A 22,358-nucleotide genomic window follows, 5' to 3' on the forward strand; every position below is an offset into this window, starting at 1 on the left:
TTCATCCCTTGAATATCAGAACCGGACTGAGGCCCCACATGGCCACGGTCATAGCGAAATTCAGCACCACGATGACGACGAGACTGGCCCGGATCGCCCGTCCCGACGCCGCGCCCACCCCGACCGGCCCGCCGGAAGCGAAGTATCCGTAATAGCAGTGAATGAGCGTGGCGGCCGCGCAGAACAGCAGCACCTTGGCCACCGAGGCGACCAGATCCGGAAAACTCAGGAACATGCGGAAGTAGTGATCGTAGGTCCCGGCCGGTTGTCGGTAGAACGTCTTCACGACGATGCTGCCGGTCACGAAACTGATCGTCAGCGCCATCAGATATCCGGGCAGCACCACCAGCATCCCGCCGATCAAGCGGGTTCCGACCACGAACGGAATCGCTTGCAGTCCCATCGATTCGGTGGCATCGATCTCTTCGGAGATCCGCATCGAGCCGATCTCCGCCGTCATCCGGCACCCGGCCTGCGCCGCGAACCCGACGCCGGTCATGATCGGTGCGATCACGCGCAGATTCGCGAAAGACCCGATGATCCCGGTCAGTGCGCCGAAGCCGAGCAGGTTCAGAGCCGTGAACGACTCGATCGCAACGACGGCGCCCACGGCAACACCCAGGAACAACATGAGGCTGACGACGCCGCCGTCGACGATCAACGACCCACTGCCCCAGGCCATTTTGTTCATGGTCTCGAACATCGCCTTGCGATAGTGGCGGACGGTGATCGGCAGCAGATAGAGCGTCCTGCCGATGAATACGGTGATCTGCCCGAGTTCCCGCACGGCGCCGGTGAATTGCCGATGAATCGACTGCGCCAACCGCACGAGAGCGGCCCCCGATGCTGCTGGTGTCATATTCGTGCTGTCCATGCTCACGCCAGATGCGCCGGAAAGAACATCTGCTGAAGTTGGCTGACGAGCAGATTCGTGACGAAGATGCAAAACACGCTCAGCACTACCGAGGCGTTCACCGCGTTCGCCACTCCCTTCGGGCCACCCTTGGCCTCGAGACCGCGCAGGCTCGCGATCAAGACCACGATGCCGGCGAACAACAGGGACTTCACGACGGCGAAGGCGACGTCGGTCGGAGTGGCGAAGGCGCCGAATGTCTGCCAGAAGCTGCCTGGCACAACATGATTGACGCCCGACGAGATTGCCAGTCCGGTGACGACACCCGCCGCGATGATGATGATGCACAGCACCGGCGCGATGGCGATCATTGCCAGGAAGCGCGGCATGACCAGGCGTTCGAGCGGGTCCACCCCCATGACCCGCATCGCGTCGATCTCCTCGCGGACCGCGCGTGCTCCCAGATCGGAGGCGATCGCCGAGGCGGCAGCGCCGCTCATCAGCATGCCGGCGGCCATCGGCGCTCCCTGTCCCACCACGCCGAGACCGCTGGCCGCACCCGCGAGGGAATTGGCTCCGACCTGATTCATGATCCCGCCGACCTCGACCGCGACTTCACCGCCGATCGGAATCGCCATCAGCAGCCCGGGAAGCGTCGTGACCTGGAGCAGTAGCCAGGTCTGATCGACGATCTCGCTCACGGGTAGCCGCCCGCGAACCAGGTCGGTGATCGCGTACCGGACCACGGCCGCGCTCAGCGCCGCGGACCTGCCGATGCCGGCGAGCGACGCGATCGGAGCCTCGCGCAGATATCGGGCGAGGCCGGCGCTTCTTCGACCCGAATTCTCGGGACCGACCGGCTCTGGCCCGGGTTGATCCGAGGGCCGCTCGGTGATCGCCTGCGTTGAAGTCATCGAGGGTTTCCTGTTCTCCGCGGTATCCGCTGTGCGGCAAGCGACATACGGCCGGGCCGGCAGAGTCGCGCTCGGGTGCGGATGGGGTAGGCCGACGTGGACGTCGATTGCGTCATGCGTATTGCCATTCAGATGTGATGTGCGCCATGCTGCTAGATCAATCTATCTATGTCAATACGAGGAGGCAGGCACATGCTCGAGGTAAGTCGGTTTTGCCAGATGGCTTGGGTGGTGGACGATCTCGACGCCGCCGTGCGGCAGTGGCGGCAGACCACCGGAATCGGACCGTTCTTCATGGGTGCGCACATCGGCGGGATGATCACCGAGATGACACATCGCGGCCGGCCGGCGGCGGTGGACATGAGCGCCGCCATTGCCCAGGCGGGGCCGGTTCTGATCGAACTCATCCAGCAGCACGACGCGGATCCGTCGCCGTATCGCGACGTCTATGCCGAAGGGGAAAGCGGACTGCATCATGTCCAAGCCTTCGTCGACGACGTCGAGGCGCAATGCCGTAACTACCAGGACCTCGGCTTCGAGGTGGTGATGACCGGATTGGTCGCAGGGCAGACGCCGGTCGCCTACGTGGACACCCGGCCTATGATCGGTTGCATGACCGAGCTGATGGCGCGGGAAGGGATCGCGGCGCAGATGTACGGTGCCGTGGCCGCGGTCGCGGCGGACTGGGACGGCTCCGATCCGGTCCGCGACATGGCAACGCTGATGTCCTGAGACGTACCGGTCGAACGTCGCTGTCGCCGGCCGGCGGGGAATCGTCGGCCTTCGATTTGGGCGTTACAGCCACGCGACTAATTAGATTGATCTATTTTGGCGTTGTCCCTGTAGCGGTCGCTACCTGGTCCGCCGGATCGCGCCACCAACGACGGAGAGGCATCATGACAGTCCGAACCGAGCAACCCGATCTCTCGACATACTCTCTGCCGGAGGAGATTTCACATCTCGCCGGCCGGATCAACGACACCGATACCCACGGCGCGATGCCAGTCAAACGATGGACCGACGTCTACGGCAAGGAGTGTGAACCGCTCGCCGAAGCCGTCGTGACCGCGTCCCGCGCGGGAGTAGCCATCGTCGAGAATCCCGATCTGGAGACCGACGAGGCGGAAATCAACGCGCACACCGTGTGGAACCTCAAGATGGAGCAGGCGCCGGGGGCTTTCGATCTCGACCGCCGCATCGAGGTCATGGACTTCACGGGCGTCCGCCGTCAGATCCTGTATCCCGATATCGCCGCGATCACCACATTCGGGCTGTACAACAAGGCCGACGATCCGAAGGTGTTCCGGTCCATCACCGGCGACCGGCGTGGCTATGCGCTGCGCCTGATGGACATCTACAACGACTGGTGTGGTCAGGTCTCACGGACCTACGACCGGCTGCGGCCGGCGGCGCTGCTCGTCGCCGACACCCCGGAGGAGATGATCGGCAAGGCCGAGAATCTGCTGAAATCCGGGGTTCGCGCGATCATGGTCGCGGTCGATGAACTGCCCGGGGGCGTATCGCCCGCCAGCACTCGCCTGGATCCGCTGTGGGCCATGCTCGCCGAAGCCAAATGTCCTGTGCTGTCGCACATTTCGGTCGCCGAGAAATTCCTCAGGACCCTCGAATGGCGCAATGCTCCGGCATTCGAAGGCTGGATGGCGGGTGCCGAATTCTCGCTGGATCCGTGGACGATGACGAGCATTCACCTGCCGGTGCAGAACTATGTGTCGACGATGATTCTGGGCGGCGTCTTCGACCGCCACCCGGAGTTGATCTTCGGCGCGTCCGAATTCACCGGGCACTGGGTGGGCCCGTTGGCGGAGAACATGGACAGGTTCTACGGCTCCACGCCGTTCCCGACCGAGCAGGGCTTCACCAAGCTGTCGCTGCGGCCCTCGGAGTACGTGAGCCGCAATGTCCGCGTCACCTGCTTCCACTTCGAGGACGTCGGAACATATATCGACCGGTACGGATTCGAGGATGTCTTCTGCTATGCGAGCGACTACCCGCACCACGAAGGCGGCCGGGACCCGATCACGAGCTTCGTGAAGAGCCTGTCCGGGAAGGGCGCCGCGACGCTGCAGAAGTTCTTCGTCGACAACGGGCGAGTGCTGTTGCCGGACTAGCGAATCGACACCACCCGCCCGCGGCTGTGCACGCGGCGAGTGAGCGCCCGGGGCGCGCAGGCGGACAGGTCTCGCGCCCCGGGTTCGGTCCTTCGCGACGGCGGACCGTCCACCCCACACACCACTACCTTTCATCGATGGAATAGAGGAGAACATCATGGTTTGGCCTGCAGGAGAAGCCGCATTCGTGACCGGGGCTGTCTCGGGCATCGGGCTCGGCATCGCGCGAGCGCTCGTCGCGCAGGGGGCCAAGGTCGCACTCGCCGACATCGACGGCGCCCGGCTGGCCGATATCGCCGCGGAATTGGCCGCCGCCGGGGGAGTGGTCACCACCGTGGAACTCGATGTGAGTGACGCCGACGCCTGGGAGGCCGCCGCGGACCGCGCCGAGGAAGCACTCGGACCGATCTCCATCCTGTGCAACAATGCCGGCGTCAACGGCGGCGGGGCGATCGACCGGACACCGCTGGAAGTCTGGCACTGGGTCCATCGGATCAACACCGACGCGCAGTTCATCGGTGTCTCGGCATTCTTGCCGCGCTTCAGGTCTCGGGGCGGGCGCGCGCACATCACCAACACCGCCTCCATGGCGGGACTGGTGCCGATGGCGACCGTCGGCGCCTACGTGTCCTCGAAGTTCGCCGCCGTCGGCTTCACCAGGGTGCTCCGCGAGGAAGTCCGTGGCACCGATATCGGTGTTTCTTTGCTGTGTCCGGGCTCGGTACACACCCGGATCGGTGAAAACGCCGAGAAGGCACAGGCGAAGCTGCTGGGACGAGAGCCCGATGCCGCCGTGATGGCACAGAACAGCGCGCTGCTGGCCACCGGCGCCGACCCCGACCGGGTCGGCGAGCAGGTTGTCGAGGCGATGCAGGCGGGGCAGTTTCTGATCATCACCCACCGTGAGTGGGAGCCGCTCGTCGTCTCGTGGAATCGCGAGGTCGAGCGCACCTTCGCCGAATGGGACGGCCGCTACGGCGCCGATGTGTCGGCGCAGATGCTCGTCGCGGGAGCCAACCCGGTCGCCTCCTAGCCCGTATTCGTCACCCGGTCACTCGGCGGTCACCTGCCCCTGCACTCCGGCGGGCGGCAGGTGAATCTCCGATGGTTGTGCCGGTGCTTATCGTGGCTGCCGGATCTGGAGGTGGCAACAACGCGCGGGCCCGCACCGGCCGGCGGGGCTTCGTCAGAGAATCGCGCCCGCGACCTCCATGGGGTCTCATGCTGAGCGAGTGTTGTGTATTCTTGCTGCGGCCGTTGCCCTGGTCGCGGCTACTCGGTGGCGAACGATGCGCTCGACCCGTCGTACCGATGAGGACGTCACCGGCGACCCGGCATTCGATCGACGGCCGCCGCAGCTGTTCCGGACAATCACACATCGCGGGTACCCGCGAATCGGCATTTCTCACAACCTCGATTCCGCGGGCCGTCCATGGGCATTCGCGGGCCGGTTGCGCCACCGGAAACCGCGCGCCGTCGATCCTGCCGTTGACGGTGAGTTAGCGCGGCCCGGCGGTTGTTTGCGATGAAATAGCTATATCTGCCTGTGGCGTTCGCGGCCGAAGATCACGACATCGTTACCAGTCCGGCCGCAACAGGGCTCCGAATCATAGGGCGTGGATCACGTCCTCCCGCTGGCGCGCGCTTTTCGCCCCGCGGCCGGGGACCGGGGAGTTGCGTATACAGCGGCAGAACGGAGTGATTGATGAGTTCATTGGCCACCGATCGTGTCGACCAATGTGCTTCCGGCGAATTTTCAGCACAGCCCTTCGCTCTGTCACCGGCGCAAACCGCCCTGTGGTACGCGCAGCGGATTCGACCCGATGTGCCACTGACCATCGCCCAATATGTGGAAATCCACGGTGATCTCGACGTGGGCCGGCTGCTCTACTCGATCGAGCGGTTCGGCGCGGAAACCCAGGTGGGCCAGCTGCGCGTCGTGGAGATCGACGGCGTGCCGCACCAGGTCGTGGATTCGGCACATCGGCCGGGCTGGGGCCGGATGGACCTGCGCCAGGAACCCGATCCGCGCGAGGCGGCGCTGCGGTGGATGAACGAGCACGCCAGCAGCCCGATCGATATCGAACACGAGCCGTTGACCATCAATGTCGTCCTGCGCATCGGCGACCAGGACTACATCTGGTATTGCCGCGCCCACCACATCGTCATCGACGGCTACGGCGCCATGAACGCGCTCACCCGGACCGCCGAGATCTACACCGCGCTCGAGAACCACACCGAGCCCTCGGTCTCGCGGGCCACCCCGCTGGCCGAGATCTACGCCGGGGAGTCGCAGTACCGGGAGTCGAGCCGCTACCGCGCCGACCAGGAGTACTGGCGTGAGCAGCTCGCGGGAGTGGGCGCGCCGCTGACCCTGTCGTCGTCGGGGATCCTCTCGTCCACGCCGGACCCCGGCCGGCGCATCGCGGCGGCGGTGCTCGACCCCGAGACCGAAGCCGAACTCGACACCGCCGCAACCACATTCGACTCGCAGAACTCCGCCCTGGTGGTCGCGGCGCTGGCCGGGTACGTGCGCGCGGCGACCGGCAACTCCGATGTGGTGCTGAGCCTGCCGATGTCCGCGCGGACCACGGTCGCGCTGCGCCGCTCCGCGGGCGTGGTGTCGAACGTGGTGCCCATCCGGGTGCGATTCGACGCCGGCACCACGGTCGCCGACGTGGTCAAGGCGACCGAACTGCAGATCACCGGGGCCCTGCGGCACCAGCGTTATCGCCACGACGACATCAGACGCGACTGCGGCTATTCGCGCGATGCCCGTGGGTTCTTCGGCCCGATGGTCAACATCATGCTGTTCCACAGCGAACTGAACTTCGGCAGCCTCGTCGGCTCGCTGAACGTGCTGTCCACCGGACCGGTCGAGGATCTGTCGATCAACCTCTACAACGGCGAGGGCGGGCGCATCCACGTCGATTTCGAGGCCAATCCGCAGCTGTACGGCGCGGCCGAACTGGCGCGCCACCACGAGCGGTTTCTCGGCTATCTGAACCGCTTCCTGACCGCCGATCCGGCCGATCCGGTCGCGGCGGTGCCGGTGATCTCCGACGCTGAACGCGACGAGGTGCTGCGGCAGTGGAACGCGACCGCGGTGCCGGAGCAGCCGGGCACGCTCGCCGACCTGTTCGGGACGCAGGCGCGGGCCACGCCGGATGCGGTCGCACTCGAATTCGACGGCGACACACTGACTTACGAACAGCTACGGCAGCGCGCGGACCGGCTGGCCCGCACCCTGATCGCCCGCGGCGCCGGACCCGACACGGTCGTGGGACTGGCCGTGCGGCGCAGCCTCGATCTGGTGGTCGGCATGTACGCGATCGTGCGTGCGGGGGCGGCCTATCTGCCGATCGATCCCGATCATCCGGCCGAGCGCACCGCGCACATCCTCGAGCAAGCCGCGCCGCTGTGTGTGCTGACCGCGGCCCGGGACGAGACCGACCTCCCCGGCGACGTCGCGGTGATCGACATCCAGCAGTTGCACACCGACGATTGCGGCGCCGAACCACCGATCACCGACGCCGACCGGCGCGCACCGCTGCGCCGCGACCACCTGGCCTACGTGATCTTCACCTCCGGCTCGACCGGTAAACCCAAGGGCGTCGGCATCACTCACGCCGCCATCGTGAACCGCCTGGCGTGGATGCAGCACCGATATCCGCTCGACGAGAGCGACACCGTGCTGCAGAAGACTCCCGCGACGTTCGACGTGTCGGTGTGGGAGTTCTTCTGGCCCTTGCAGATCGGCGCGCGGCTGGTGATCGCCGCGCCGGACGGACACCGCGATCCGGCCTACCTCGCGCGGATCATCGCCGACAAGGGCGTGACCACAGCTCATTTCGTGCCGTCGATGCTGTCGGTCTTCGTCACCGACACCGATGTGCGCGGCTGCGGCGGACTGCGCCGGGTGTTCTGCAGCGGTGAGGCGCTGCCGGCGGCGACCGTTCGTGATTTTTACGCCGCGCTTCCGCGTGCGCGGCGGTCCGGATCCTCGGCATCGGCCGGTGGGGCGCAGCTGCACAACCTGTACGGGCCCACCGAGGCGGCCGTCGACGTCACCTACTGGGCGTGCACGCCGGAGAACGACGTCATCCCGATCGGCGCGCCGGTCTGGAACACTCAGGTCTACGTCCTCGACGAGACGTTGCGGCCGGTCGCGCCCGGTGTGATCGGCGAACTGTATCTGGCCGGCGTGCAGCTGGCCCGCGGCTATCTGGGCCGCCCCGGTCTGACCGCCGACCGCTTCGTGGCCAATCCGTTCACCCCCGGCGCGCGCATGTATCGCACCGGTGACCTGGTGCGCTGGCGGATGGATCCGATCCCGCCCGCGACCGGTGCCGACCGGTCACCCGCGGTCCTGGAATATCTGGGACGCAGCGACTTTCAGGTCAAGATCCGCGGCCAGCGGATCGAACTGGGTGAGGTCGAGGCGGCGCTGATGGCCGACGAGCGGATCGCCCGCGCGGTCTGCGTCGCCCACACGACTGCGGCCGGCGACGAGCTGGTCGGCTACGTGGTGGCCGCACCGGGCCACACCATCGACACCACCGCGCTCCCGGCCGACCTGCGCGGCGTCCTGCCCGGATACATGGTGCCCGCGGTGGTCGTGGTGCTCGACGAATTGCCCTTGAGCGCCAACGGAAAGATCGACCGGAAGGCGCTGCCCGCACCGGAGGCGCCCGCGCGCCGCGGCGGCGAGAGCATCATCGAGCCGCGCACGGCCACCGAACGTCAGCTGGCCGCCCTCGTCACCGAGGTCCTCGGCTGCGAAAGCCTCGGCGTCGAGGACAGCTTCTTCGACCTCGGTGGCAATTCGCTGTCGGCCGCGCGGGCCGTGGCCCGGATCAACGCCGCCTTCGGGTCCGGACTCACCATCCGGGATCTGTTCGAGTCGCCGACGGTCGCCCAGCTCGCCGAACGGATCGGCGCGCACGGCGTCGACCGGTCCTCTCCGAAACTGGTGGCCGGCTCACGGCCGCAACGCATTCCGCTCTCGCTCGCCCAGCAGCGGCTGTGGATCCTCAACCGTTTCGCCGAACACGCCGGCGCCTACAACATGCCCCTGGCCGTCGAGCTGTCCGGACCGCTCGAGGCCGAGGTGCTGCGCGCCGCGCTGCTCGACGTGCTCGACCGGCACGAGAGCCTGCGCACCACCTTCCCGGATTCGCCGACGGGGCCGGTCCAGGTGATCCACCCGGCGGCCGAGATTCCGCTGAACCTCGAGCCGATCGACGCCACCGGTGCCGACGCCCTGGCGCTGGCGACCGAATACGCCGGATACGGCTTCGATCTGCGCAGTCAGGCGCCGATCCGGGTGGCGCTCTACGCCACCGGACCCGACGAACACGTCTTCCTGATCGTCCTGCACCACATCTGCGGCGACGGCTGGTCGGTGGCGCCGCTGGCCCGCGACCTGATGGGTGCGGTCGCCGCGCGCACCACCGGGCAGGCCCCGCAGTGGGCGCCGCTGCCGGTGCAGTACGCCGACTTCGCCCTGTGGCAGCGAGAACTGCTCGGCGACGAGACCGACCCCACCAGTGCGCTGGCGCGGCAACTGGCCTACTGGCGCACCGCCCTGGCCGACTTGCCGGATCAGCTGGACCTTCCGCTGGATCGCCCGCGCCCGCGTCAGCGCGACACCGCCGGTGGCCGAGTCGAATTCACGATTCCGGCCGAAACCCGCCGCGCGGTGGCAGAGGTGGCGGCCGAACGCGGCGTCAGCACGTTCATGATCATGCATGCCGCCCTGGCGAGCCTGCTCTCGCGCCTGTGCGGCACCACCGATATCGCCATCGGCACCCCGATCGCGGGCCGCTCCGACCCGGCGCTCGACGATCTGGTCGGCATGTTCGTCAACACTCTGGTGCTACGCACCGAGGTCGACCCCGCCACCGGATTCGACCGCATGCTCGACCGCGTCCGCGAAACCGACCTCGACGCCTTCGCCAACGCCGATGTGCCGTTCGAGCGGCTGGTCGAGGTCGTCAACCCGTCCCGCGACGCCGGCCGGCACCCGCTGTTCCAGGTGATGCTGTCCTACGAGAACAACCCCGAACTGCGGGTACAGCTGCCCGGTCTCAGTGCCCGGGTGCTGCCGATGGATGTCGGCGTCGCGAAATTCGATCTGCAGCTGATCGTCCACGACAGCGATGCCGCCGATGCCGAGGACGGCCCGCTGACCGCCGAATTCGGTTATGCCGCCGATGTTTTCGATCACGCCACGGTCCAGACCGTGGCGCGTCGCTTCGTCCGGCTGCTCGACGCCGCGGTCGGCGCGCCGGAGACCCCGGTCGGTGACCTGCCGATTCTCGACGCGCGGGAGGTCGGCAAACTGGTGCCGATCGCGGGCGCGCCCGGCGTGCCGCCGCTGAGCCTGGCGCGGTTGCTGCACGAGACCGCGGAAAGGGTCCCGGAGCTGGTCGCGGTCCGATACATGGGGCGCGATACCACCTACCGAGAGATCGACGAGGCGTCCAACCGGCTGGCCCGGGTGCTGATCGAACACGGCGCCGGACCCGAGGTGGTGGTCGCGATCGCGCTGCCGCGCAGCCTCGCCTCGATCACCGCGATCTGGGCGGTCGCGAAGACCGGCGCGGCCTATGTGCCGGTCGACCCGGGCTATCCCGCCGAACGTATCGAGCACATGCTCGCTGATTCCGGTGCGATGCTCGGCCTGACCGACGCCCGCAGCCACGCCGCCATGCCGCAGCGGCCGATGCACCGCGGCCGGCACCGCAAACAGGGCGCCGACTGGCTGCTGATGGATTCGCGCGCCCTCACCGACGCCCTCGCGCGGGTCTCGGCCGCCCCGATCACCGACCGGGATCGTCCACTGCCGCTGCGTATTTCGCATCCGGCGTATCTGATCTACACCTCCGGCTCGACCGGCAAGCCCAAGGCGGTCGTGGTCACCCACGGCGGTATCGCCTCGCTGGCGCACGAGCAGATGCACCTGTTCCGGGTCAACGACACGGCGCGCACGCTGCACTTCTCCTCGCCCTCGTTCGACGCCTCGGTGCTCGAACTGCTGCTGGGCTTCGCCGCGGGCGCCACCATCGTGGTCGCGCCGGCCGGACTCTACGGCGGCGCCGAGCTCGCGCGGCTGCTGCGCGAGGAGCGGATCACCCACGCGTTCATCACCCCGGCCGCGCTGGCGACCGTGTCCCCGGACGGCCTCGACGATCTCGAGGCCGTCATCGTCGGCGGTGACGCGTGCCCCGAGGATCTGGTCCGCACCTGGACCGCCGGGCGGCGCATGCACAACATGTACGGCCCCTCCGAAGCCACCGTGGCCGCCACCGCCAGCGATCCGATGGTCGCGGGCCGTCCCGTCCCGATCGGTAAGCCGGTGCGCGGGATGCGGTTGTTCATCCTGGACAACCGGTTGCGTCCGGTTCCGCCCGGCGTCGCGGGGGAGTTGTACATCTCCGGCCCCGGCCTGGCTCGCGGTTATCTCGGCCGCCAGGCCCTGACCGCGGCCCGGTTCCCGGCGAATCCGCACGGGCGCCGCGGCGAGCGCATGTACCGCACCGGCGATCTGGTGACGACCGACGGCACCGGTGTGCTGCGCTTCGTGGGGCGCGCCGACGATCAGGTGAAGATCCGCGGTTTCCGCATCGAACTGCGCGAAGTCGATCATGTGCTGCGCGCGCATCCGGGTGTGCGGTTCGCGATGACCGTGGTGCACACGGGGGAGCACGGTGCCGCCCGGCTGGCCTCGTATCTGACCGCCGACACCGAGATCGACCCGGCCGAGGTGCTCGAGACCGCGCGCCGCCACCTGCCCGCCTATATGGTCCCCGCCGCGATCACCGTGCTGGACCGGGTACCGGTGACACCGGCCGGCAAGGTCGACCGCAAGGCGCTGCCCGCGCCGGTCTTCACCTCCGCCGGGCCGTCCCGGGCGCCGGAATCGGAACTGGAACGGCGGGTCGCACAGGTCTTCGCCACGGTCCTCGGCCACGCCGTCCCGGGCGCCGAGGACAGCTTCTTCGACGCCGGCGGCAACTCGCTGCTGGCGACGCGGCTCACCGCGGCCCTGCACACCGAATTCGGCGTCGAACTGCCGGTGCGGACCATCTTCGAAACGCCCACCGTGGCCGGTGTCGCGGCGCATCTGGAACACGCGCCGCGCACGAACCGGGCGGCGCTGACGCAGTACGATCCGCGCCCCGCCCGGGTTCCGCTGTCGCTGCCGCAGCAGCGGATGTGGTTCCTCAACCGCTACGCGCCCGAATCCAGCGCGTACAACATCGCTTTCGCGTTGCGCATCGACGGCGATCCGGATCTGCCCGCCCTGCGCGCCGCAGTGGCCGACCTGGTCGACCGGCACGAGGTCCTGCGCACGATTTTCCCCGAGGATCAGGCCGGCCCGTATCAGCTGGTCCTCGACTCCGACCGCTGCCTGCCGGTGCTGGAACCCGTGGTGACCGACGAACGCGGCGCCCGGCTGGCGCTGCGCGGACTGGCTCAGCGCGGATTCGACCTCACCCGGGAGATCCCGTTGCGAATGACGGTGCTGCGCACCGGAATCCGCACCTATCAGCTGGGCATCGTGGTCCATCACATCGCTGCGGACGGCTGGTCGCTGGGACCGCTCACCACCGATCTGATGGTCGCCTACACCGCCCGTCGCGACGGCGCGGCCCCGGCGTGGGCGCCGCTGCCGGTGCAGTACGCCGATTTCAGTCTGTGGCAACGCGAATGCCTCGGCGACGAATCCGATCCGGCCAGTGCCGCGGCGGTGCAGCTGGCGTTCTGGCGCGACACCCTCGCCGGCCTGCCGGAGGAACTGCCGCTGCCCTACGACCGGCCGCGTCCGGACGAGCCGACCAACCGCGCGGGCACCGTGCGGATCCGGATGCCGGAGGAGCTGCGGGAGCGGCTCGACGAGCTGGCCCGCGCGCAGGGCATGAGCCTGTTCATGGTGCTGCGCTCGGCGCTGGCGGTGGTGCTGCGCGCCGTCACCGGCGGCCGCGACATCGTCATCGGCACGCCGGTGGCCGGGCGGGCCGACACGCGGCTCGACGACCTGGTCGGCATGTTCGTCAACACCCTGATGCTGCGTTCGGATGTCGACCCCGACCGGACCTTCGCCGATCAGCTTCGCGCCGACCGCGACGGTGAACTGTCCGCGATGTCGCACGCGGAACTGCCGTTCGAGCGCATCGTCGAGGAACTGGGCCGCGGCAACGGTGGACTGCGGCCCCTGCTGCAGGTCGCGCTCACCGTGCAGGACACCACACCGCCCCCTCTCGAACTGCCCGGGCTGCGCCTGCGCGCGGAGGAACTCGATATCGCGGTGGCCAAGTTCGATCTGGAACTGCGGGTGCCCGCCGATAGCGGCGACCTCGAAATGGTCTACGCTGCAGAGCTTTTCGACGAGGACACGGTGTGCACCCTGGCCGAGCGGCTGCTGCTGGTGCTGGAGTCGGTCAGCGCCGACGCCCGCGTCCGGGTGCGCGACATCGACGCGCGCACCGAACTCGAACGCACGCATTTCACCCCGCGCCGTGGCCCGGCCGCCACCCCGCAGTGCAGTCTGGCGAACTACTTCACCGCCACCGCTCACCTGCATCCCCACCGCACCGCGATCCGCAGCGGCGACGAGGAACTCAGCTATGCCGAGCTGGAGCGCTGCTCGAATCGGATCGCCCGCGCCCTGATCACTCGCGGCATCGGCAGCGGCGACCGGGTGGCCATCGGGCTGACCCGCTCGATCGAATCGGTGGCCGCCGCCCTGGCCGTCACCAAAGCCGGTGCGGCGTTCGTCCCCGTCGATCCGAACTATCCGGCCGACCGTGTCCGGCACATGCTCACCGATTCCGGATGTGCGATCGGACTGTCGGTAACCGCGCACCGCGATCGGCTGCGCCGCGCCACCGAGGGCAACGACTCGGCGCCGCGCACCGAGTGGCTGCTGCTCGACGACCCGGTGCTGCGCGCCGAGCTGGACGATCAGGACGAGCGCACCATCACCGACGCCGAACGGCTGCGCACGGTGTGGACAACGGATCTGGCCTACCTGGTCTACACCTCCGGGTCGACCGGAAAACCCAAGGGCGTCGCCGTCAGCCACGCCGGGCTGTCCAACTTCGCCGACGAGATCCGCGAGCGGATGCGCGTCGACCGCGATGCCCGCACCCTGCATTTCGCGAGCCCGAGTTTCGACGCCGCCGTCTTGGATCTGCTGCTGGCGATCGGCGCGGGCGCGACCATGGTGATCTGCCCGCCCGATATCTACGGCGGCGACGAACTGGCCGCCTTGATGGATCGTGAGTGCATCAGCCACACGTTCATGACCACGGCCGCGCTGGCCACCATCGACCATCGGCGCTGGCCGCTGCCGCACCTGCGCGCGATCATGGTCGGCGGTGAGGCACTCGGCACCGATCTGGTCGAGCGGTGGGCGCCGGGACGGCTGCTGTTCAACGGATACGGCCCGACCGAGACGACCATCGTGGTCACGATCGCGGGCCCGATCGCGGTCGGTGACCAGGTGACCATCGGCTCGCTGGTGCGCGGGGTGCACGCGGTCGTGCTCGACGAGCGGCTGCGGCCCGTCCCGGTGGGCGTACCAGGCGAGTTGTATCTCGGTGGCCAGTCGGTCGCGCGCGGCTACTTCGACCGTGCGGGTCTGAGCGCGGCGCGTTTCGTCGCCGACCCGTACGGACCCGACGGCGCCCGCATGTATCGCACCGGCGACGTGGTGCGCTGGCGCGCCGACGGCGAGATCGTCTACCTCGGCCGCAGCGATCACCAGGTGAAGCTGCGCGGTTTCCGCATCGAACTCGGGGAGATCACCGAGGTGCTGGCCGCGCATCCGGCGCTGCGTTTCGCTCACACCGAGGTGCGCGACATCGCCGGCACACCGCGGATCGTGTCCTATGTCCAGCCCGCCGAACCCCGCGCCGGACTCGACGTCGAGGCGCTGCGGAGCCATGTCGCCGCGCACCTGCCGGCGCATATGGTGCCCAGCAGCATCACCGTCCTGGACCGGATTCCGCTGACCCCGGTCGGCAAACTCGACCGCGACGCGCTGCCGGAACCGCAGCAGCTCTCCACCGCGGCGCGGGAACCGGGCACCGACACCGAACGCCTGGTCGCGCGGGTCATGGCCGAGCTGATCGGCGCCGAATCCGTCGGAGCCGATGACAACTTCTTCGACATCGGCGGAAACTCGCTGCGGGCAACGCAATTGGTGGCCCGGCTCGGCGACGCCACTGGGGTGCGGGTTCAGGTGCGTTCGGTGTTCGGCGCCCCGACCGTCGCCGAACTCGCCGCTCTGCTCGACGGCGGCGCCCGCGACGGCCGCCACGGCCCGGCTCTGACCCGGCGGGAGCGCCCGGCGCGGGTGCCGCTGTCGGCGGCGCAGCGGCGGCTGTGGTTCCTCAACCGGTTCAACGCCTCCTCGGCCGAGGATCTGTCCGGCGTCTACAACGTGCCGGTCGCGCTGCGGATGCGTGGCGCGCTGGATGTGGCGGCGCTGCACGCGGCGCTGCATGCGGTGCAGCGGCGTCACGAAACGCTGCGCACGGTCTTCCCGGAGGTCGAGGGCGAGCCGTACCAGCGGGTGCTCGCACCCGGCGAGGCCGCGGTGGCGCTGCCGGTGGTCGACGTCGACGAGGGCGAAATCATCGGCACCGTACGGACTTTCGCGGCGGCCGGATTCGATCTCGCCTCCACCGCACCGCTGCGCGCGCAGCTGCTGCGGATCGCCGCCGACGATCACGTGCTGGTGCTGGTGGTCCACCACATCGCCATGGACGGCTGGTCGCTGGAGCCGCTGGCCGCCGATATCGCGGGTGCGTACCGGTCGTATGCGGCCGGGGCGGCACCGGAATGGGCCGAGCTGCCCGTCCAGTACGCCGATTACACGCTGTGGCTGCAGGACACGCTGGGCGCCGAGGACGATCCGGAATCGCCGATCAGCCGCCAGCTCGACTACTGGCGCGAGGCACTGGACGGCATTCCCGAACTGCTGCCGCTGCCCACCGACCGGCGCCGCCCGGCGACGCCGAGCTACCGCGGCGGCACGGTGGACTGCGTGCTCGACGGCGATACACACCGTGAACTCCAGGTCGTCGCCGCCCGCCACGGCGTGACCATGTTCATGGTGCTGCACGCCGCGCTGGCCTCGCTGCTGCACCGAATCAGCGCCGAGCACGACATCACCGTCGGCACGCCGATCGCCGGACGTGGACAGCAGGCCCTGGACGCCATGGTCGGCATGTTCGTCGGCACCCTGGTCCTGCGCACGCCGGTGAGCGGTGCGCAAACCTTCGCCGATCTGCTGCGCGCGGTCCGCGACACCGACCTCGAGGCCTTCGCGCATGCGGATGTGCCGTTCGAGCGGCTGGTCGAAGTGCTCAATCCGGCGCGTTCCCAGGCCCATCACCCGATGTTCCAGGTCATGCTGTCGGTGCGGAATCAGCCGGTGCGCAGCCTGGAACTGCCGGAGCTGACGATCGAGGCGTGCGACGCCGATCCGGGGATCGCGAAATTCGATCTGCAGTTCACCCTCACCGAATCGTGGACCGAGCAGCGCGAACCGGCCGGGATCACCGTCTCGGTCAATTTCGCCCGGGACCTGTTCGACGACACCAGTGCCGCTCGCCTCGGCGCTCGCTTCGCCCGGTTGCTGCAGGCCGCGGCCGCGAATCCGGAACTGCCGGTGGGTGATCTGGAACTGCTCGACCCCACCGAATGGTCGACGCTGGCCCCGGTGCGGGGTGCGCTCGCCGGCCGGCCGGGGACGCTGCCGGAGGTCTTCGCCGCCGCGGTGGCCGTCGATCCGCGGGCGATCGCCCTGCGCACCGAAGACGCCGAGATCAGCTACGGTGCGCTGGACCGGTGGACCAACCGCCTTGCCCGGGTGCTGATCTCACTCGGTGTCGGACCGGAAATGCTTGTCGCCCTGGGTATTCCGCGGTCGATGGAGTCGGTGGCGACGACACTGGCAGTGGCCAAGGCCGGTGCCGCGTTCGTGCCGGTCGACCCGAACTATCCCGAACACCGCATCGCCCACATGCTCACCGATTCCGGTACCACGCTGGGCATCACGCTCGCCGCCCACCTCGATCGGATGCCCGCGGGCGCCGAATGGACCGTCCTGGACGCACCGGACCTGCAGGAGCGCGTGCAGCGCGCCTCCGATGCGCCGATCGCCCCGCACGAGCGGCTGGGCCGGCTGCGGATCGAGAACCCGGCCTACGTCATCTACACCTCCGGCTCGACCGGCACCCCGAAGGGGGTGGTGGTCACCCACGGCGGACTGTCGAACTTCGCCGCCGAAACCGCCGAGCGCTTCGACGTGCGGCCCGACAGCCGGGTGCTGCACTTCGCCACCCCCAGCTTCGACGCGGCGATGCTCGATCTGCTGTTCGCCCTGGGTGGGGCGGCGACGCTGGTCATCGCCCCGACCGGGGTGTACGGCGGTGCGGATCTGGCACGGCTGCTGGCCGAGGAGGACATCACCCACGCGTTCATCACCACCGCCGCGCTCGGCACGGTGGACCCGGCCGGTCTCGACTCGTTCCGGCACGTGCTCGTCGGTGGCGAGGCGCTGCCGCCGGAGCTGGTGGCGCGGTGGGCGCCCGGCCGCAACCTGCACAACGTCTACGGACCGACCGAAACGACCATCGTGACGCTGATGGCCCCGCCGATCGCACCGGGTGCGCCGATCACCATCGGCGAGCCGATTCGCGGTGTGCACGCGGTGGTGCTGGATTCGCGGCTGCATCCGGCCCCGGCCGGTGTCGTCGGTGAGCTGTACCTGTCGGGTCCGGCGCTGGCGCGCGGGTACCACAACCGCACCGGACTCAGCGCCGGGCGGTTCGTGGCCAATCCGTTCGGCAAGCCCGGCGAACGCATGTACCGCACAGGCGATCTCGTGCGCTGGGTGCAGCGCGGTGGCCGCTTCGAACTCGAGTACGTGGGCCGCACCGACCACCAGGTCAAGATTCGCGGTTTCCGGATCGAACTCGGTGAGATCGACGCGGCGCTGTATCGCCACGAGCAGATCGAGTGGGCCACCACGATCGGCCACCGGACCGCCGCGGGCGCCACCGCGCTGGTGTCGTATGTGAAGCCGCGCACCGGCACGAATCCGACGGCGGCCCGGTTGCGCGCTCATGTGGCCGGCCTGGTGCCGAGTTATATGGTGCCGCAATCGATCATGCTGCTCGAGTCGGTGCCGCTGAGTCCGGTGGGCAAGCTGGACCGCAAGGCGCTGCCCGAACCGGTGTTCGCGGCCGAGCAGGGCTACCGTGCGCCGTCGGGGCCGATGGAGACGGCCGTGTGCGCCGCCTTCGCCGAAGTGCTGGGAGCCGACACGGTCGGCGCCGACGACGGGTTCTTCGATCTGGGCGGCAACTCGCTGCTGGCGACGAAGGTGGTGGCGCAGCTGCGTTCGGCGGGGATCGAGATGCCGGTGCAGCTGATGTTCGCCGAATCCACTCCCGCCGGTATCGCCCGGCAGCTGGCGGCCTCCGGCGAGGATGTGCTGGCGGTCGCGATGCAGCCGCTGCTGCCGATCCGACCGGCCGCCGAGTCCACGCTGCCGCCGCTGTTCTGCGTGCATCCGGCGATCGGCCTGTCGTGGTGCTACGCGGGTCTGCTGGCGCATCTGCCCGCCGACCGTCCGGTCTACGGGCTGCAGGCCCCGCACATCACCGGCGAGCAGCAGCACGACTCGATCCGGGCGGCCGCGAAAGACTATGTCGCGCATATGCGTTCGGTGCAGCCGGAGGGGCCGTACCATCTGCTCGGCTGGTCGCTGGGCGGTTTGATCGCGCACGAGATCGCGGTCCAGCTGCAGGAGACGGGCCAGCGGGTGGCGCTGCTGGCGATGATGGACAGCTACCAGCTCGGCGACCGCTGGCTCGATCAGGCGATGCCGGGCGTGGCCGACATCATCGGCGAATTCGGCAGCGATCTGCTCGGCGGCGACAACGGCATGGACCCGGGCCTGACCCTGGAGGAGGCGGCCGAGCTGCTGCGCGGGCGGCCCGGCCCGTTCGCCGCGCTGACCATGGACCATCTGCAGCGGCTTTACACCGGATACGCCAACGGCCCGGTGCAGGCCAACGGATTCCGGCCGCGGGTCTTCGACGGTGATCTGCTGTTCTTCACCGCCGCCGACGACGAGGTCAATCTCGCCGATCCGGAGCGCTGCGCCGCGGCGTGGGAACCGTTCGTGACGGGTGTGATCGAGGACCGCAAACTGCGCTGCCGGCATTCCGGCATGACGACACCGGAAGCGCTGGCCGTCATCGGCCCGGTGCTGCGGCAACAACTCGAGGCCGCCGCCGGCGGCGACACGGAGGAGACGCTGTGAGTTTGGCAGTGGAAGTCACCGATCTGGTCAAGACCTACGGTAAGGCCCGGGTACTCGACGGCATCGATCTGGAGATCCCGTCGGGGACCGTGATGGGTCTGCTCGGTCCCAACGGCGCCGGAAAGACGACGACGGTCCGGATCGTCACCACCCTGTTGAAACCGACCTCCGGCACCGTCCGGGTCGCCGGTGTCGACGTGGTGCATCATCCGGCGCGGGTGCGCACCCGGATCGGGCTGTCGGGACAGTACGCCGCCGTCGACGAGAACCTGTCCGGGTTCGAGAACCTGCGGATGGTGGCCCGGCTGTACGGCATGGACCACAAGAAGTCCGCCGAGCGCGCGACCGAACTGCTCTCGGCGCTGGGGCTGGAACATGCGGCCGGGCGGCGCGCGGGCACCTATTCCGGTGGTATGGCCCGCCGCCTGGACCTCGCGGGTGCGCTGGTGGCGCGGCCGACGGTGGTGGTGCTCGACGAGCCGACCACCGGCCTGGACCCGCGCGGCCGGCTGGACATGTGGAAGGTGATCGGCGATCTGGTCGACGACGGCACCACCGTGCTGCTGACCACCCAGTATCTGGAGGAGGCCGATCAGCTGGCCGACCGGATCACGGTGATCGACAAGGGCAAGGTGATCGCGCGCGGCTCCGCCGACGAACTGAAGACCTCGATCGGCGGGGACCGGCTCACCGTCACCCTCGCCGAGGGGCAGGACCCGGGCCCGGCGAAATCCGTGCTGAGCGAGGTCGGCCTCGGCGAGCCGATCCACGAGCCGGGCGCCGATCACGTGTCGATCGTGGTCGGCGACGGCACCCGCACCATGGTCGAGGCGTTGCGCCGGCTCGACGACGCCGGCGTGTGCGCGGTGGACGCGGAGGTGACCCGGCCCAGTCTCGACGATGTGTTCCTGTCGCTGACCGGCACGCCCGCCGAGCCGATCGAAGAATCCGAAACCGAAGACGTAGCAGAGGAGATCATGTCGTGAGTACCGTCGAAGCGGCGGTCGCCGAATCGGAGACGGCGCCGGAGCCCACGCAGACCGACGCGGCGGCGACGCGGCCCGACATCGACAGCGACGTCCAGACGATCGCGGCCCCGGTCCGGGTCTTCCGCGACAGCGCGATCATCGCCTACCGCAATCTGCTGACCATCCTGCGGGTGCCGACGCTGCTGGTGACCGCGACGGTCCAGCCGTTGATGTTCGTGTTCCTGTTCGCCTACATCTTCGGGGCGTCGCTGGGCGGCGGCCAATACCGCGAATTCCTGCTGGCCGGCATCTTCACCCAGACGGTGGCCTTCAATGCCGCGTTCACCACCGTGGGCCTGGCCAACGACCTGCAGAAGGGCATCATCGACCGGATGCGCACGCTGCCGATGTCGCGGATGGCGGTGCTGATGGGCCGCACCCTGTCCGACACGATGGTCAACGTGGTGGCGCTGACCGTCATGGTGGCCTGCGGTTATCTGGTCGGATGGCGGATCAACGGGTCGGTGGCCGATGCGGCGCTGGGGTTCGCGATCATTCTGCTGTTCGCGTTCGCGATGTCGTGGGTGGGCGCGCTGACGGGGCTGATCGCGCCGAATGTCGAGGTCGCGCAGAGCGCGGGGCTGATCTGGCTGTTCCCCGTCACGTTCATCTCCTCGGCCTTCATTTCCGCCGAGACGCTGCCCGGCCCGCTGCGCTCGATCGCGGAATGGAATCCGATCACCGCGGTCTCGGCATCCGGGCGCAAACTGTTCGCCAACAGCTCACCGCCGACCTTCGCCGCCCCGCACGGCTGGCCGGTCGACCACTGCGTGGAATACGCGGTGGCGTGTTCGGTGGCGATTCTGGCCGTGGCGGTGCCGCTGGCGTTGCTGCAGTACCGCAAGGTGGCCAGTCACTGACGGTCCCGACAGCCGAAAGTCCCCTCGCACCGGTGGGTGCGAGGGGACTTTCGTTGTGTGTCTCTACCGGCCGCGCCGGGTCTTGAGCAGTTCGAGGCGCTCCTGCAGCAGTTCCTCGAGCTCCTCCTTGGAGCGGCGTTCCAGCAGCATGTCCCAGTGGGTGCGCGGGGGCTTGACCTTCTTGGGTTCCTGGGTGGTGCCCTCGATCAGGATGCCCTCCTGACCGTTACGGCACAGCCAGGTCGGCGGGATTTCGGCGTCGTCGGCGAACGGGACGTCGAACTCCTCGCCGTTGTCGGTCCGGTACCGCGCCACTCGACGTGGTGCCAGGTCGTGGTCGCGGTCCGTCTCGTAGCTCACCGCTCCGAGCCGGCTACCTCGGAGTACGCGATCTGCCATGGTGTGCGGTCCTCTCTGGCCTGTCGGCAACGTTCTACTGGACTATCAACGCGCCGGCGGCCCGATCGGTTCCCGCGACGGTCAACCGGTGTATTTTACGGCTTCGGCCGGGCCCGGCCGTTCCCGGCCCGGCCGGTAGCGGTGATTCGCCGGTTCCGGCGTGGCCCGGGCGCGGGTGCCGGGCGGGCCGCTAAGGTGTCGGGTCATGTCGCGCCGTGTGCTGTCGTCGTGCCTGTGGTGCGGCCGGGAAATCGCCGATACCGAGATCGGCCGCCGCCGCCGTTACTGCCGGCAATCCTGCCGCCAGCGCGCCTACGAACATCGCAAGGGTCTGGAGGGGACCGGCATTCCGGAGGACGCGGTGGTGCTGAGCGCTCAGGAGGCCGCCGATCTCGCCGACCGCTGGTTCGCCGCCCGCTGCGCGGCCGAGGACGTCGCCACCGCCGTCGCCGAGGGCGCCGACCCGTCGGAGCTGGCCGAATTGACCGCCAATCTGGTCGCACTAGCCAAGGACGCCGAACGGCTGCGCTGACCGTGCCGTACGACGGCCGCGGCCGCGCCCACGGTCACCGCGCTCAGTGCGAGGAATGCGAGCATGGTGGTGCGGTCGGGGTGGATCAGCGGTTGCGCCCGCAGCGCCTGCCACAACAGCAGTGCCACCAACCCCGCGTAGCCGAGGCCCAGCACACCGATCAGCCGGGCGCGCACCCGTTCGTCGAGCCAGGGCCGCCGCCGCGCGAGCAAGGCCGCGATCGCGACGGCCGCGAGCAGGAATTGGATGCCGTGCAGTCCCGCGAAATGCGGAATCCGCAGATCGCCGCCGATC

At 68.9% G+C, this 22,358-nt stretch carries 10 protein-coding genes; 7 read left to right on the plus strand and 3 right to left on the minus strand.

Annotation, left to right across the window (positions count from 1 at the left end; all coding sequences use genetic code 11):
* Position 1: 1 nt before the first annotated feature.
* Both NA3_RS15180 and NA3_RS15185 read right to left on the minus strand, forming a co-directional pair.
* Positions 2 to 859: an MlaE family ABC transporter permease gene (locus tag NA3_RS15180; protein WP_128145272.1), complete on the minus strand. Its 858-nt coding sequence runs from the start codon at positions 857 to 859 to the stop codon at positions 2 to 4.
* Between the two features lie 17 nt (positions 860 to 876).
* The gene (locus NA3_RS15185; RefSeq protein WP_084491575.1) at positions 877 to 1,767 is read right to left on the minus strand and encodes an MlaE family ABC transporter permease; all 891 of its coding nucleotides are present in this window, start codon (positions 1,765 to 1,767) and stop codon (positions 877 to 879) included.
* 192 nt (positions 1,768 to 1,959) lie between these two features.
* Here NA3_RS15185 and NA3_RS15190 point away from each other — a divergent pair, with 192 nt between their 5' ends.
* The 6 genes from NA3_RS15190 (at position 1,960) to NA3_RS15215 (ending at position 21,133) form a co-directional block, all read left to right on the plus strand.
* A complete protein-coding gene (locus NA3_RS15190) occupies positions 1,960 to 2,499 on the plus strand; it encodes a VOC family protein (protein ID WP_167354995.1) in 540 nt (179 codons plus the stop codon).
* A gap of 164 nt (positions 2,500 to 2,663) precedes the next feature.
* Positions 2,664 to 3,896 carry an amidohydrolase family protein gene (locus tag NA3_RS15195; RefSeq protein ID WP_062964283.1) on the plus strand — a complete coding sequence of 411 codons (1,233 nt, stop codon included), beginning with the start codon at positions 2,664 to 2,666 and terminating at the stop codon, positions 3,894 to 3,896.
* A 157-nt stretch (positions 3,897 to 4,053) separates the two neighbouring features.
* Entirely contained in the window at positions 4,054 to 4,929 is an 876-nt protein-coding gene (locus NA3_RS15200; RefSeq protein ID WP_062964284.1) for an SDR family NAD(P)-dependent oxidoreductase, read from the plus strand.
* A gap of 672 nt (positions 4,930 to 5,601) precedes the next feature.
* Positions 5,602 to 19,245 carry a non-ribosomal peptide synthetase gene (locus NA3_RS15205; RefSeq protein WP_084491576.1) on the plus strand — a complete coding sequence of 4,548 codons (13,644 nt, stop codon included), beginning with the start codon at positions 5,602 to 5,604 and terminating at the stop codon, positions 19,243 to 19,245.
* Positions 19,242 to 20,231, plus strand: a complete 990-nt coding sequence (locus NA3_RS15210; protein WP_062964285.1) for an ATP-binding cassette domain-containing protein — start codon at positions 19,242 to 19,244, stop codon at positions 20,229 to 20,231. Before NA3_RS15205 ends, NA3_RS15210 begins: the two co-directional genes overlap by 4 nt.
* Before the next feature lie 80 nt (positions 20,232 to 20,311).
* Entirely contained in the window at positions 20,312 to 21,133 is an 822-nt protein-coding gene (locus NA3_RS15215; protein WP_372464266.1) for an ABC transporter permease, read from the plus strand.
* 63 nt (positions 21,134 to 21,196) lie between these two features.
* Here the strand turns inward: NA3_RS15215 and NA3_RS15220 are convergent, their stop codons facing one another.
* A complete protein-coding gene (locus NA3_RS15220) occupies positions 21,197 to 21,532 on the minus strand; it encodes an RNA polymerase-binding protein RbpA (RefSeq protein ID WP_030517018.1) in 336 nt (111 codons plus the stop codon).
* Positions 21,533 to 21,737: 205 nt separating this feature from the next.
* Here NA3_RS15220 and NA3_RS38620 point away from each other — a divergent pair, with 205 nt between their 5' ends.
* The gene (locus NA3_RS38620; RefSeq protein ID WP_084491577.1) at positions 21,738 to 22,064 is read left to right on the plus strand and encodes a hypothetical protein; all 327 of its coding nucleotides are present in this window, start codon (positions 21,738 to 21,740) and stop codon (positions 22,062 to 22,064) included.
* Positions 22,065 to 22,358 lie beyond the last annotated feature (294 nt).

The sequence above is a fragment of the Nocardia africana NBRC 100379 genome (genome assembly GCF_001612635.1).
Lineage (GTDB): Bacteria > Actinomycetota > Actinomycetes > Mycobacteriales > Mycobacteriaceae > Nocardia > Nocardia africana.